Raw genomic sequence first — 15,244 nt, forward strand, 5'->3', positions numbered from 1 at the left:
AGTAAATTTGGCCACCTGATTAAAGGTGATATCCTCACCACAACACAAAACAGGTGACTTAATGAACAAGAAAACCAAACGTACTTTCACCCCTGAATTCAGGCTGGAATGTGCACAGCTAATTGTTGATAAGGGCTACTCATATCGACAAGCCAGTGAAGCGATGAATGTCGGTTCTACCACGCTTGAGAGTTGGGTGCGCCAGCTCAGGCGAGAGCGTCAGGGGATTGCGCCCTCTGCCACACCTATTACTCCAGACCAGCAACGTATCCGCGAACTGGAAAAGCAGGTTCGCCGCCTGGAGGAACAAAATACGATATTAAAAAAGGCTACCGCGCTCTTGATGTCCGACTCGCTGAACGGTTCACGATAGTTGCCAGACTGAGTGACAGCCACTCAGTTGTCAGCCTCTGTTCTGCTCTGGAAATACACCGCAGCAGTTACCGGTACTGGCGAAAACGACGCGATACGGTTAATCCGGCGCGAGTCAGGTTGTGCAGCGAAATACGCCGGGCGTGGAACCAAAGTAGGGGCTCTGCGGGGGCGCGCACGCTGGCTGAAATGCTGACCCAAAACGGCGTCCCGATGAGCCGTTACCGTGCCGGGCGTCTGATGAAATATCTGAACCTGAGCAGTTGTCAGCCCGGAAAACATCAGTACAAAAATGCTCGTCAGGAACATACCTGCCTGCCGAATCTGCTTGAGCGCCAGTTCGCTGTGCCCGAGCCAGATAGGGTATGGTGCGGAGATATTACGTATATCTGGGCAGGAAATCGCTGGTGCTATCTGGCGGTCGGCATGGATCTTTTTGCCCGCAGGGTTATCGGCTGGAGCCTGTCAGCGAATGCCGATACTGCCCTGATAAGCAGTGCCCTGCGGATGGCGTATGAGGTGCGTGGTCAGCCGCGGGACGTCATGTTTCATAGCGACCAGGGAAGTCAATATACAGGACTGAAATATCAACAACTTCTCTGGCGTTACAGGATAAAGCAAAGTGTCAGCCGACGGGGAAACTGCTGGGATAACAGTCCAATGGAACGCTTCTTCCGCAGTCTGAAAACAGAATGGGTGCCAACCGATGGCTACACAGGCAAAGACGTGGCCCGGCAGCAAATCAGCAGTTATATTCTGAATTATTACAATAGCGTCAGGCCTCACCATTATAACGGAGGGCTGACGCCGGAAGAGTCAGAGAACAGATACCATTTTTACTGTAAAACCGTGGCCAGTATTACTTGACCACTACAATGGCCTTCCAACCGTGTTAACGAACTCCTGCCATGGAATGTAGTACTCACCAATAAATAAGCGTCAATACGGCACTCCGTTAACGCTTACACATATCCGTATTATTAGCAGAAAAGATGCCGATGATTATCGTCAGGCCGCTGTGAGCAGACACCAGAAGCGGGTTGAAAAATCCGAACGGGATGCGTGCAACTGGCAGTATGTTGCAGAGTACCTGGCGGAACAACTGGATCGGGAAGAGCAACAGCAGGACGGTAATGCTCATGGCCCGACTCCGGTTGGTCATAAGGGGCCGGGGATGGGACGTTAATCACTGCGCATGCCCCCGTTTTACAGGTGAAATTTTCAGCACCCTGACAACACTTTGTCGAAGAGTTCGTCGTGGTCCTCACCGGATGAGGCCTCGTCTGCTGAGGGCGTCGCGCCAGCGTCAGTACCGGCATTCTGCATGTCAGCATCCGCAGTATCTTCGCCTGAGCGTGTAGCTGCCTGCATCATTGCAGAGAAAAGCTGCTCAGGGGAAGGCCGGGTGCCGGACAGACTGAAAGGTATAATATCGCACTCCCCATCCCCGGACGACAGCTGAGGAGGCGCATTGCTGATAAGTGATATCCGGTTGGTACGGATATCTGCCGTATACAGCAGGCTGTAAAGGTTGTAAACCGCTTCGCTGATGTCGAAAATGTCCGGCATGTCGAGCACCTGGCTGGCGCATTCATCGTGCAGTCTTCGCATCACCGGACTGATGAGTGTGAAGCTGTCGACGGGACTTTCCACTTCTCCCTTCAGTATCCCGATCAGGCGGGAGACTTTCTCCGGTCGCGGAATGCGGCGTTCACTTTCCCGGGGCACCAGATGCCGCAGTTCTGCCAGCGGAATCGGGTCGACCTGTATCAGCCGGTTGATTTGGACCGGAGTGCCGGACGTTTTTTCTGAATCCGGAATATACATGGATGTGCCGGCCACGGGATGTCCGTTGAAAATGGTGACGTTTTCCCCTGCCTGAAGATTGATCAGGTCTTTGAGTTTCAGCTTGTCTTTGTCGACAATCCTCGTCTGATCACCGTCCTGCCAGTCGGTTCCCAGCAGGCCATCCTTTCTCTTCAGCGTATCCATCCGGGCGTGAGCTTCCTGACCGGCTGCACGACGCAGGATGTTCATGGTTTTCTCATCACTGACGATTTTCCCGCTGATCTTGACGCCGGCATTCTGCATCAGGGTGGAAACGCTGTTCCCCCCTGCGGTCCCTTCCATACGTTCCGTATCCTGTGCTGCCATCAGCAGGGCAAAGTAGAGAGAGCGTACCTGCGTTGCCATTGCGGTGATTCGCTCTGCGTAGTAAGCACCAATCTCATCAAGATAGTTGATATAAGGAAACGTCGTTGCGTACTTTTTGACTTCGAGTGCCTCTTCATCCGTCCCGCCAATCCGGTGACCCAGGTCACGGGCGAGGATCATGCTCTGCTGCGTCACCATGATTTTCCCCAGCGCGGATGCGGTATACGAGGACAGCTCAAGAGCCGGGATCATTGTGATGAGGATACGGTCACTGTGAATACTGTCCCGCTGGTCAATATCACCCGCATCCTGGGCAAAAATGTGGCCGTAGGTTTCGGTAAAGGTGGAGTATGTTTCCGAGAACTGACCGGTCAGGTAGCCGTGCTGTTTGCGCGGTTCTTCGGTCCACATGGCCGGTGTCCTGACATGTGCCATGTCGAAGCCGGGCAGCTCCTGCAGATAGTTTTTCAGGGGGGAAAGCGCCTCTTCCGGCCAGCGGGTATCGACGCCGGTCACGTAAAGCGCGGCCATCTTTTCCAGAGGCATGTATTCGCGCAGCAGCTGCATTGACATGCACCTTTTTTCTGCGACGCACAGGTATTTAACACCCGACACCAGAGCCTTGTTCATTGCGATGGCGCGGGACTGCCATTCGCCCCCCTGAACGTTCTGGGGCAGCATCGACTGAAGCGTTTCGGTGACCAGTGTCTCCGTGGCGTAGACAAAGGGATTGAAGGAGTTGGATTCCGGCAGGGATTTGTCGCCGGCATGGAGCAGTTCACTGCGGGAGCGTCCGCCGGTCATATAGTTGATGAACTCCACATCATCTTCACGACCGAAGCGCAGGGCCAGATACCAGATGGTCCTCGCCGTGTCGTTCTGTGCCTTGCCGTCCATCATGGTGAAGCCCCGGGCATGGCAGAGTGAGTTCAGCATCAGGGAGAACAGTGTTTCTGTCTTACCGCCCCCTGTCGTGGAGAAGAACATGATGTGCCGGACCAGGTCCGCCTGGGATAACCAGAGCTCGCGACCGACATCACTGCCACGTTGTGTGCCGAGGAAGAATGCTCCCCGTGCTTTACCCGGCCTGATGCGTGTGTAATTCCACGCACCAAGAAAGCGGGCTGTCTCCTCACGGTCTTCGCTGGGGTCGTCACACTTCAGCGTGGCGGGCATTCTCATGGGACAGCGCCAGCGGTGGTTGTTGAAGATGACGCCTGTAAAGAGCATGCCCAGGATACTGAGCGGGGTCAGTAACGGCAGAAAGAGCGGGAGTATCATCATTGCCATGATGGCAGGGCCAAAGAAGTCGGGATTCTGCAGCAGCGAGGTGACGGGGGAGAGCCACGCGCTGCGGCGTATAAACTGCTCGTTGACTTTGTGTTGCATGATTGAATTTCTGGATGAAAATGCAGGAAGCAGGGGACTGAGGAGGCCGAACGTCAGAACGGGATACTGTCGTCATCGTCGCTGAAACTGCCGGACATGGCGGTATTGCCCGGAGATGGCGAATTACCTGAAAACTGTCTGCCCTGTTGTGGTTGTTGAGGCTGTCCCCGGCCACCCTGTGCACTATTCTGCCGGGAGCCCAGCATCTGCATGGTACCGCCGGTATGCACCACCACTTCAGTCGTGTAGCGTTCCTGGCCGGTCTGGTCGGTCCATTTTCGGGTACGCAGCTGACCATCGATGTACACCTGAGCTCCTTTGCGCAGGTATTCACTGGCTACTTCCGCCAGTTTGCCGAACAGCACCACGCGGTGCCATTCGGTTTGTTCCCGCATCTCCCCTGTCTGTTTGTCCCGCCAGGTTTCGGAGGTGGCCAGCGCAATGCTGGCCACAGCGCCGCCGTTTGGCATATAGCGAATATCCGGGTCCTGACCCAGATACCCTATCAGAATAACTTTGTTAATACCTTTAGAGGCCATAAGTTAACTCCAGTATTTGAATTTCTACCTTCGCCCGGTGGATAATTATTGGTTCTGGTTGACATAACGGTAAATATCCATAAGTGTGGGCTTGCGGAATAAATAGTTTGGTTAAAGATAAGGTGGTTTAATACTGCTGAGTATTTTATAGGAGATATGATGTTGTTTTATAAACAAACTAAAAAACATGAAGTTTAATTGATAGGGGGCAATGAAATCTCCTTTTTAAACTCAATTGCTATGTTGGGTTTATGGGGTTGCTATAAACGGTTTTGAATAAACGCTTTACTATTCTCATGAAAACAGTGTTATGTTGTTATTTTAACAACCCCGCATTGTTTTTTGATGGGATGGGTATTAAGACTTTAGAGAAACTTTATAAATAAATATATGTATTCAATAGTGGCGAAAATAATAACCCATCTTATTATTACATTGTGGAAGTGCTCTTTTTTATTATTGCTCATGTTTTACCTTTCTGTTAAAACATATTCTTTCGGATATGTAAAATGGTAAGAGATAGTTAATCTACGTATGCATGGGGGCGTTTCATTGCATGGCGTTATAATCTGGCTTGTATATAAAGGCACTATAAGTTTTACTCTTACAGTGCCTTTATTTGGCCATGATTTACCCTCTACAATAAATTAATCATTACAGGATAGGTTCATATTCCATTCATAAGCCTCAATGCCGTTAATCAGTAGTTGACGACTTTCTCCCTGAGGAATTATCACTTTCAATGTTTCCCATGCAGGGCGATAATCTCCATGAGTGTTTATTCTTAACTCAATTGTAGTGGCTGTGCAGTCCAGCTCCCATTCAAGCCACAGAGCATTACCTTCAGTATATCCCCAAGTTTCGCCATCATCTTCAAACAGAAGTCCGGTGGATTTACCCGTTCCTTTAATTGGGAATAATTTCAATTTACGATGATTATCTTCCGCTTCACTCACGTATGTTATACGTTCACTAAGAGGAATACCTGCACCTGCACGTACTAATAATGGTAGTTTTTCCAGTGGCGCGTCGATTGTTATCCATTGACCACCACAGAACCATTCGCCATTGTAAAAGTCGTACCATCCTGTTTTGTTGTCGGGTAACCATACTCGTCGTTGTCGTTGCCCTGCTTCCACGACACTTGCAACCAGAATATCGCGTCCCAGCATAAAATCATCACATTCTTCAAATGTCTGAACATCGTGCTCATGATCAAGGAAGGTTGGACGTAATATTGGCTCATCATCGGCATGTGCCTGCCACAATAATGTATATAAATAAGGCATAAGACGATAACGTAACTCAATTGCACTACGAATCGCGGGTGTTACTTCCGGATACATCCATGGTTCATTGACAGTATGATCATCATTCCACGAGTGGATCGTAAATCGGGGGTGCATAACACCGTTCTGAACCCAACGAACAAATAATTCTGGATCAGGCTTATCACCAGAAAAACCACCGACATCATGACCAATGTTATACAATCCTGAGAGGCTCATTCCCAGCCCCATGCGGGTGTTGTATCGAAGGGTATCCCAGTTAGTTCGGTTGTCCCCACTCCATGTCTGAACATAACGCTGCAATCCGGCGCATCCAGAGCGGGAAATCAAATATGGTCGTTTGTTCGGTGCAAATTTTTGCTGTGCTTCCATAGATGCTCTGCACATTAAAAGAGGCATTACTGGCCGAATGTGTTTAATGGCGATTTCTTTGCCAAAACCATGACAGCGCGCTTCCCCATCCCATACTTCAAACTCATTGTTATCATTCCAGGTGGAATCAATTCCCATTTCAAGTAGTTGTGTGGTTACACCTTCCTGCCACCATGCGACTGTTTGTGGGTTCGTAAAGTCCAGATGAGAACCCTCATCATCCCAGAAGCTGGAGCGTTCCGGGACGTTGTATTCAGAGTCACGAATAAAGAGCTCTTGTTCTGCTACTTCGTTATAGCGAGGATGATCCTGCAATAAACATGGTTTTATATTAGCGGCCAGGTGTATCCCTGCATTATGAAACTCCTGACTCATCATTTTAGGGTGTGGAACTTTGTCGTAATTCCAGTTGAATACGTAGCGTTTACCATTAATAGAAGTATAACCAGAAGATAGCTGGAAAGAATCACATGGAATAGCATGTTCCTTACAAAGACGAATAAACTGCATCAATTGATTCTGAGCATCCGGTGCATCTGTATAGTGCATCGTGGAACCGCTGTACCCAAGACTCCATTTTGGACCGAAGAGTGTTTTCCCCGTCAAACGAACAAAGGCTTTGGTGATATCAAGTACACATCTGCCAGTGAAAAGATAATAATCAATATCTCCCGCCTCAGCCTGCCAACGGCGGTAAGTTGTATGATAATTATCTATTTCATTACCTAAATCCAGCCAACTATTGCTGAGGTTATCATAAAATAATCCAAAGCTAATATCGCTACGGTGAGTAATTGTAAATGGAATATGTTTATAAAGAGGGTCTGTACTTACTGCATTATATCCCATTGCGTCCAGGTTCCGCATTTCATAGCGTTTTCCTGTGCGTTGCAGATCCCCGGATTTATCACCAAGTCCATAAAAACGCTCGTCATTACGTCGACTTTGATAGTGTGCAACACCATCACCATGAGCGTTTATCAGATAAGCACTGGTAGGGCGATCATTAACAAGTTCCTGCCACTGACCAGCATTATCCTTATAATGCCATTCAAGCCATAAAGGCTTGTGAATAATTACGCGTAATGAACTGGTCGTGATTGTCAGTAATTCATCATTCTGCTCCATGTTCCAGGTCGGCAGTGAAAAACCGCTAATATCTTCGCGATGACGCCCTTCCCACGGGACATCCTTTTCCGGAGCAATGCTCCAGGTTCGGTCCAGCGACAAAACCCCCTTCCGTTTTAATAGAACCCGGAACATATTTTCTTCGAGTATATACAGGCAAAGAGAATGCTGACCATCAACTAATAGCTCTATATGATGGGCTGACTGATTTTGTAGTTTCCAGTTTTTTAATGTTTTCATCTCCACATACTCCCTCAGATGCGTTTTTTGCGACGTTCTGCAATAAAAGTAACCAGAAAAAAAGCACCAATAAGATCAAAAAATCCCATGGCGATAAATAGCGGGTTAAAGCCTATTTTGTCAGCAGTAACGCCAATAATCAGTGAGAACAAAAAGCTGGCAATCCATGCGGCTGAACCACGCATTCCATTAACAGTGGCCATCTGCCCCTTATCAAAAGATTCAACGACCAGGGCACTTAACATGCAGGAAATTATCTGATGACCAAAACCACCAATGGAGATAAGTACAATAGCAATATATGGATTGTCGATAAAAGCAATCACAGCAAGCGAAACCATTAGAAATGCTCCGCTTACAGAGGACGCAATAACAGAATTTACTCTGCTTAACCCAAACAGACGGGTATAGAGTTTTGTCAGATATCCGCTGGCAATACTTCCTAAATCAGCGCAAAGAAATGGTAACCATGCAAACAGAGCTATTTGTTTAAGGTCCATGCCATATGCTTTTGCAAGATATAATGGCACCCAAAAGCTCATTACAGCCCATGCTGGCTCTGCCATAAATGCAGGGATAGCGATTCCATAAAAGCGTTTATTTTTACTAACTGTTTTTAACGCGGTCAGAAAAGGCATTTTTACCGGAGGAGCTTCGTTATCCTGTCGGATAAAGTTGAGCTCATTTTTACTTAAGTTTGGGTGCTCTTCTGGTGTGTTATAACACGCCCACCAAAGGAAAACCCAAAGAATTGCAAGTGCACCTGTAAACATAAATGCACCCTGCCAACCAAATGACGCATGTGCAAAGTAAATAATTGGTGGTGCAAGCATTGCACCGATAGAAAAACCGACACCCGCCCAGCCAGCAGCAACAGGACGTTCAGATTTTGGAAACCACTCACCTATAATTTTTGCATTTGCAGGTGTCGCAGAAGCCTCAGCACCTCCCATGAAAAAACGAAGCAACGCAAGCTGTATCCAGCTTCCTGCTCCTGCATGCAGAAGACAAGCAATTCCCCATAATGAAGCACAAATCATAAATCCAATCTTGAGCCCAATAACATCAATTAGCCATCCACAAAGTGGCTGAAAAAGGGTATATGCAAGCTGAAATCCACCAACAATCCAGGAGTATTGTTCAGTTGTAATTCCAAGGCTGTCTTTTAACTCTGGTGCCAAAATACCTAATGAGTTTCTGGTAATATAATTGACAGTGACACCCATTAGAAAAAGGATTAACATCCACCACCGTAGTTGTCTTATTATTCGACGGTGTTTGCTGACAGCTATATTATTATTTATATCCTGACTCATAATCACCCCACCGGATGTAATAAATGATCGAGCGACAACGCAGCTCGGGGTTGCCACATCCCACTTTACCTTTCGGCTTAATACTTAAACCGGAACTACTCATTCACAATAAAAGAGGGAGGCGATGAAAAAAAGTTGGTATTGTGCACGTTTTTTCATAAGTAGTTCATATAAATTCTAAAAATAGTCAGAAGTCCTTGCAGTCAGGCTATTCCATCCCATGAGAATTTTTTCATTTTGAAATTAGAGATAGATCACAATATGGAAAAAAAACTAAAGATTGCTGATATTGCCATGCGAACAGGCCTTTCATCCAGCACCGTGTCACGGGTTTTAGCGGGTAAAGCTAATACCAGTTATCGTGCCCGCGAGAAAGTATTAGCGTGTGCCAGAGAGCTTGGGGTTATGGATGGAATGGCATCCGGCCGTATGTTGTTAAACAACCTTGTCATTTTTGCTCCTCAACGGGCTTTTGATGAGCGAACAGACATTTTTTATTTCCGCGTAATCCAAAGCATCAGCAAGGCATTATCGCATTATGAGGTTCGGTTGCGTTACTGTGCCCTTGATGAGTTCGATAGTACACCTTCAAAATTCCTGGCGCGCATGAATGAGGCAGAAACACAGGCTGCAATATTGCTTGGTATTGATGATCCTCATATACATGATCTTGCAGCAGATTTTTCTAAGCCGTGCGTAATGATTAACTGCCATGATCGACGTATGCGTCTTCCCACAGTTGCTCCAGATCACAAAAACATTGGTGCTTTTGCGTCTCACTTTCTGTTTGAAATGGGGCATCGCAGAGTAATGAACATTATGTGTTTACGTCGATACACAATGGAACTGCGACTTGCCGGAATTAAAGAAGCATGGGAGAGACAGAATCAGAACTTTAAAGATGACAGAGATTTACTCACTATTAATAGTTTCAGCGCCAAAGAAGCCGAAGAAAAAGTCGGAGCATGGCTGGATATGACAGAGAAAAGTATGCTACCGACTGCTTTTTTGGCAAGTGGGGACTTCATTGCTGCAGGTATAATTAACGCTTTAAAAAAACGTAATATACGAGTGCCACAAGATGTGTCCGTAATGAGTATTGATGGGTTTAATCTGGCTGCAATAGAAGATGTGCCACTTACGGCAGTACATGTACCTCGCGATGAACTGGGTACTGAAGCGGTACATATGTTACAACAAAGACTTGTACGTCCTGATGCAACTGTTGGTGCATTACTTTTGTATGGGAAACTGGTAATACGAGAATCTGTTCGCCGTATACGGCCAGGGAAAGAGCCAACTCCGATTAAAGGAGATGGACTGTATGACTGAAACCACAGCCTCTGATTCTTCCGGTCAAGGGAAAATAAACGTAATGTTCATCACCAGATTATGTACGATGAGTTTTCCACTGTTTATAGCAATTATCTTGCTAATAACCAGACAGGAGTAACCAGACCAACCGAAAACACCGGGAAGGTGATTACCCGCTGGCAGAGGAAATCCGGTTTTTTTTGATGTCAGCCATAACGTGTTTGACAATAAAGCATTATGAAAGGGTGTTAATGAGTCCATGGGATAATTCATAAAAATAATTTACTGTGTTATCCTTTTCAAAAGAAATATTCAGAAGATAACCCCTGGCTGACAACCAGGGGAAGGGGACATTAACAGTGTTATTATTGGTGGATAAATTATTACTTGTGTGCAGGATACACTAATGCAATATCTACTGATACTGTATGCCAGTATGTTTCATGCCTGCCGCTGAAAACGGCAATATCCAGGGCCAGACATATTCACCATTCATATTTCTGCATTTCTGTACAATTTTCTCAGAAAGCGTCTCATCAATTCTTTCACGCAACTTCTCCTGCTGTCTTAAAATACTTTCGCATATTTCGAAATCATCTTCCTGCATCAGCATTTCGGCGCATTTAATGATTTCTGCCCGTTCATGCAGCACAGAGGAATGATTATAGAGCCAGTTTACAAACAGCAATGCTTCCGGATATTGTCCCCATAATGGTGAGTATGTTGCATAGTAATCTTCTGCCGTATCCAGAGAGCCGGAGAAGTCATGCCACATAGCAAGTGGAAATGGATGCAGATTTCCGCACAGCATTTCTGCGATGTAAGTGTTTGTGGCAAAGCCATGGCGAAAAGCTGTGGCGGCCTTAACATGTTCCCCGTTCAGAAAATGCAGGAGACCGAGTTCATACCAGTAAGGTGAAAATTCATCAGCATGCTCTTTCAGTACACTGAAGGCTCGCTCATGATCGCCGGTGCGTAACAGCTCTGAACCCAACAACCAGCGAGCCCCCTGATTATCTTCAGGATTGTATGCCAGTATTTTATCAGTGAGCATAACCGCATCCTGATGGCGCTGTAAGTGCACATTTGCGAGAATTGCTGCATAAAGCGCGCGCAGATAAGGCCGGTTTTCGGGATGCATCCAGATTATTTCACCACAGAAACTTTCCGGGATGATACGATTACCTGCCGCCAGTCCTTTAAGAGCGGCGTTCAGTGCCTTACGCGGGGCATTCTGTTCCAGAAATGCATATGCCAGATGAACGTGTATATCAATAAAGTCCGGCTCCCGTTGAGCAAGGCGTCGGAGTTTGTTGATGTAACTCGTCTCGCTGATTTCATCAGCGTCGTATGCATCAAGCACTTCTTCAAACTCCCCCAGCAATGGGCCAAACCAGGTATCCGGAAATACGAAATAACCCTGGTTATCGTGCACTTCAAAGCATAATCTATCGTTCATTTTCTGAGCCTGTAAAACATGTGGTGATATAGTCTGAGAGCATAAAAGTTGAGATTCTGTGTATCAAGTCCTGTCTTGGCACTGAATGAATATTGCTTACAAAGCCCCTTCATGCTTTCCTTGAGAACAATAATTTTATCTTTATGTGAATCTCATTTTTTATAATGATGTCAGATGATTGAAATGCTAAATTATATCTGAATCAACTTTTCCTTTGCTAAAGGTATCGAAATAACTGCAAGGCTGTATTTTGTAATTGCCAATTTAAAAATGTCAATTTGCTTTTAATTATGTTTTTGTAATAAGTTTGAAGACGCAAAAAATAATATAATAACAAAAATCCTCCAGCCTTGTAGGCCAGAGGATAAAATACTTAATTGAGGAAAACATCAGGGAAAAGTATTTTTGACTTAACTTTCCCGGCTGGAGAGTGAATCAATGTAATCAGCGTACCATTGCATCATTTCACGGCGGCCATCGAGATACAGGGCATGATTATAGGTACCCCTGATGGAATTTTTATCCACATGAGCTAACTGCATTTCAATCCAGGCGGAATTAAAGCCTTGTTCATGCAGAATTGTACTCATGGTGTGTCTGAAACCGTGCCCTGTGAGTCTTCCCTTATATCCAAGTAATTCAATTACTTGGTTAATGCTTTCCTTACTAATTGGTTTGCGGGGATCATTTCTACCGATAAAGACTAGGGGATGATGTTTTGAGATTGGTTCAAGCTGCTTAAATAGCATAATGACCTGCTCAGAGAGCGGCACAATATGAGGTCGCTTCATCTTCATTACTTCTGCCGGGATCTCCCACAATTTTGTCTCAAAATCGATATCTTCCCAGCGTGCAAAACGCAGTTCTTGTGTTCGTACGCCGGTTAACATAATGATCTGAGTAGCTGTCTTAGTGATTATACTTCCGGTATAACCCGCCAGATCGTTGAGGAAGTGGGGAAGTTCATTAGCAGTAAGAAAGGGAAAATGTACTTTTTTCGGTGTAGCTAAAGCACTGGCAAGATCGGGGGCTGGGTTATAGTCTGCCCGGCCAGTAACAATTGCATAGCGGAACACCTCACCACAGCGCTGGCGGACCTTGCGCATTTTCTCCAGAGCTCCACGTTTTTCCATTTTACGCAGTGCTTCCAGTAACTCCATTGGTTTGATTTCGGCAATAGGGCGCTTGCCAATGTAGGGAAAAATGTCTTTTTCAAAGGTATCAATGATTTCATCACGATAGCGTAATGACCACCGATCGGCTTTTGACTGGTGCCATTCGCGAGCAATAGCCTCGAACGTATTTTGCAGACTCATTTGCTGCGCGATTTTTTCTTCCTTTTTTGCCTCCCCTGGATCGCCTCCAGCAGCGAGGAGTTTCCTGGCTTCACTGCGTTTCTCGCGAGCATCGGCTAGCGTTACATCGGGGTATACGCCAATAGAAAGCATCTTTTCTTTACCAGCAAAGCGGTACTTCATGCGCCAGTATTTAGAACCATTAGTGTTAATCAGTAGATACATACCGCCGCCATCAGCAAGCTTATAGGGTTTGTCTTTGGGTTTTGCGGTTTTCACTTTGATATCGGTTAATGCCATGACATCCTCCGGCTTTTGATGAATTCATGTTCCTGAGGGGGATTTCTGCCAGTAACTAACCTGATACCCCCAATACACCCCTTGTATAACAAAGATGTTGTTAAAAGCCGTTGTTATATATCACATTTTTCCTATTATGGGGGTGCTGGTATTTCAATAGGAAATAACACCCCCTAAAGTACCCCCAAAAGAAACTTGATACGGGGTGAAGTAGGTTGACCTCTGGATACAAATAAATACTGATATACAAGGGATTAGAAGAGATTTATTGACATTGGGAGAGTTCAGAAGAGGTAAACTGGCGGAAGATCACAGGAGTCGAACCTGCCCGGGACCGCTGGCGGCCCCAACTGGATTTGAAGTCCAGCCGCCTCACCGGAGACGACGATCTTCCGCGCCTCGATTGCTACATGGAGGCGGGGCGCATTATAGCTACTTCCTTGAGTTTCTACATCCCCCAGATCAGTTTTTTCCGCCTAATACACGCAGCGTATTATCACGAAAGCATTATAGTTCATATAAAACCCATATTTTACAATGATATATGAGCGGAATTAACGCTACCACGATCACATAAAACAAGAATCATAAATTAATAACCAGATATCGGAATATTCGCTCTCACAGGGATGGTTTACAAAATGCGTTATCGGTCTCAGCACCCCTATAGCATCGAGGAAAAGCAGATGAAGAGTGAAGTGTTGTCCGTTAAAGAGAAAATTGGTTATGGCATGGGAGACGCCGCCAGCCACATTATTTTCGATAACGTAATGTTATATATGATGTTCTTTTATACCGATATTTTTGGCATTCCTGCCGGTTTTGTCGGAACCATGTTTTTGGTCGCTCGTGCACTGGATGCGATTTCCGATCCTTGCATGGGGTTGTTGGCCGATCGAACGCGCTCTCGCTGGGGTAAATTTCGTCCGTGGGTACTGTTTGGCGCACTGCCATTCGGGATCGTCTGTGTACTGGCCTATAGCACGCCAGATCTCAGTATGAACGGCAAAATGATCTATGCAGCAATTACTTACACCCTACTTACCTTACTTTATACCGTCGTCAATATCCCTTACTGCGCATTGGGTGGTGTAATCACCAATGACCCGACTCAGCGTATCTCGCTGCAATCCTGGCGTTTTGTGCTGGCGACCGCGGGAGACATGCTTTCTACTGTTCTGATGATGCCACTGGTTAATTTAATTGGCGGTGATAATAAACCACTCGGTTTCCAGGGCGGTATCGCGGTCCTTTCCGTGGTGGCATTCATGATGCTGGCATTTTGTTTCTTCACCACTAAAGAACGCGTTGAAGCACCACCTACAACAACGTCTATGCGGGAAGATTTACGTGATATCTGGCAAAACGACCAGTGGCGGATTGTCGGTTTACTAACCATTTTCAATATCCTGGCGGTGTGCGTACGCGGTGGGGCGATGATGTATTACGTCACATGGATTTTGGGCACGCCGGAAGTGTTTGTCGCTTTTCTCACCACTTATTGCGTGGGTAACCTGATTGGTTCCGCACTGGCAAAACCTCTGACCGACTGGAAATGTAAAGTCACTATCTTCTGGTGGACGAACGCCCTGCTGGCAGTGATTAGCCTCGCGATGTTCTTTGTTCCCATGCAGGCCAGCATCACTATGTTTGTCTTCATCTTCGTGATTGGTGTGTTGCATCAACTGGTGACACCTATCCAGTGGGTAATGATGTCCGATACCGTCGACTACGGCGAGTGGTGCAATGGTAAACGCCTGACCGGGATCAGTTTTGCTGGCACGCTGTTTGTGCTCAAACTGGGGTTGGCCTTCGGCGGCGCTCTTATCGGCTGGATGCTGGCTTATGGCGGATATGATGCGGCAGAAAAAGCGCAGAACAGCGCCACGATTAGCATCATTATTGCGCTATTCACGATTGTTCCGGCGATCTGTTATTTGCTGAGCGCGATTATCGCTAAACGCTACTACTCACTCACGACGCACAATCTGAAAACCGTTATGGAACAGCTGGCTCAGGGTAAACGCCGTTGCCAGCAACAATTCACCTCTCAAGAAGTGCAGAACTAAGGAACGGC

The 15,244-nt window shown here is 46.5% G+C and carries 12 protein-coding genes and 1 tRNA gene; 4 read left to right on the forward strand and 9 right to left on the reverse strand.

Going from position 1 to position 15,244, the window contains the following annotated elements; translation table 11 throughout:
* Nucleotides 1–25: 25 nt before the first annotated feature.
* Together AB4H76_RS23550 and AB4H76_RS23555 are read left to right on the forward strand one after the other, a co-directional pair.
* Nucleotides 26–1,239, forward strand: a protein-coding gene (locus tag AB4H76_RS23550) for an IS3-like element ISEc31 family transposase (protein WP_085950468.1) whose coding sequence is annotated in 2 segments (ribosomal slippage) — nt 26–320 and nt 320–1,239 — 1,215 coding nt in all. Because the reading frame shifts where the segments join, the coding sequence is not laid out codon by codon here.
* Between the two features lie 151 nt (nt 1,240–1,390).
* Complete coding sequence (locus AB4H76_RS23555) at nt 1,391–1,558, forward strand: hypothetical protein (RefSeq protein ID WP_001300931.1); 168 nt, start codon at nt 1,391–1,393, stop codon at nt 1,556–1,558.
* A 35-nt stretch (nt 1,559–1,593) separates the two neighbouring features.
* Here AB4H76_RS23555 and trbC read toward each other — a convergent pair whose 3' ends face one another.
* The 5 genes from trbC to AB4H76_RS23580 form a co-directional block, all read right to left on the reverse strand.
* A complete protein-coding gene (gene trbC, locus AB4H76_RS23560; protein ID WP_420062620.1) occupies nt 1,594–3,915 on the reverse strand; it encodes an F-type conjugative transfer protein TrbC in 2,322 nt (773 codons plus the stop codon).
* 53 nt (nt 3,916–3,968) lie between these two features.
* A complete protein-coding gene (locus AB4H76_RS23565) occupies nt 3,969–4,454 on the reverse strand; it encodes a single-stranded DNA-binding protein (protein ID WP_000157061.1) in 486 nt (161 codons plus the stop codon).
* A 365-nt stretch (nt 4,455–4,819) separates the two neighbouring features.
* Complete coding sequence (gene ykgR / locus AB4H76_RS23570; protein ID WP_349802906.1) at nt 4,820–4,921, reverse strand: small membrane protein YkgR; 102 nt, start codon at nt 4,919–4,921, stop codon at nt 4,820–4,822.
* Between the two features lie 180 nt (nt 4,922–5,101).
* Nucleotides 5,102–7,483, reverse strand: coding sequence for a glycoside hydrolase family 31 protein (locus AB4H76_RS23575; RefSeq protein WP_001313395.1), 2,382 nt, complete (start codon nt 7,481–7,483; stop codon nt 5,102–5,104).
* 14 nt (nt 7,484–7,497) lie between these two features.
* Entirely contained in the window at nt 7,498–8,799 is a 1,302-nt protein-coding gene (locus AB4H76_RS23580; protein WP_420062621.1) for an MFS transporter, read from the reverse strand.
* 261 nt (nt 8,800–9,060) lie between these two features.
* Here AB4H76_RS23580 and AB4H76_RS23585 point away from each other — a divergent pair, with 261 nt between their 5' ends.
* Nucleotides 9,061–10,131, forward strand: coding sequence for a LacI family DNA-binding transcriptional regulator (locus AB4H76_RS23585; protein WP_000412404.1), 1,071 nt, complete (start codon nt 9,061–9,063; stop codon nt 10,129–10,131).
* Nucleotides 10,132–10,155: 24 nt separating this feature from the next.
* Here AB4H76_RS23585 and AB4H76_RS23590 read toward each other — a convergent pair whose 3' ends face one another.
* The 4 genes from AB4H76_RS23590 to AB4H76_RS23605 form a co-directional block, all read right to left on the reverse strand.
* A complete protein-coding gene (locus tag AB4H76_RS23590; RefSeq protein ID WP_001703923.1) occupies nt 10,156–10,386 on the reverse strand; it encodes a hypothetical protein in 231 nt (76 codons plus the stop codon).
* Between the two features lie 142 nt (nt 10,387–10,528).
* Entirely contained in the window at nt 10,529–11,572 is a 1,044-nt protein-coding gene (locus AB4H76_RS23595; protein WP_032304069.1) for a tetratricopeptide repeat protein, read from the reverse strand.
* A gap of 410 nt (nt 11,573–11,982) precedes the next feature.
* Nucleotides 11,983–13,167 carry a tyrosine-type recombinase/integrase gene (locus AB4H76_RS23600; protein ID WP_001218910.1) on the reverse strand — a complete coding sequence of 395 codons (1,185 nt, stop codon included), beginning with the start codon at nt 13,165–13,167 and terminating at the stop codon, nt 11,983–11,985.
* A 299-nt stretch (nt 13,168–13,466) separates the two neighbouring features.
* Nucleotides 13,467–13,561 (reverse strand) — tRNA-Sec (locus tag AB4H76_RS23605).
* 292 nt (nt 13,562–13,853) lie between these two features.
* Here AB4H76_RS23605 and AB4H76_RS23610 point away from each other — a divergent pair.
* Nucleotides 13,854–15,236, forward strand: coding sequence for a glycoside-pentoside-hexuronide family transporter (locus tag AB4H76_RS23610; protein ID WP_088542853.1), 1,383 nt, complete (start codon nt 13,854–13,856; stop codon nt 15,234–15,236).
* The last annotated feature ends 8 nt before the right edge of the window (nt 15,237–15,244 follow it).

Origin of the sequence: Escherichia sp. UTM R2, from assembly GCF_048593455.1 — a bacterium.
GTDB classification, from domain to species: domain Bacteria; phylum Pseudomonadota; class Gammaproteobacteria; order Enterobacterales; family Enterobacteriaceae; genus Escherichia; species Escherichia coli.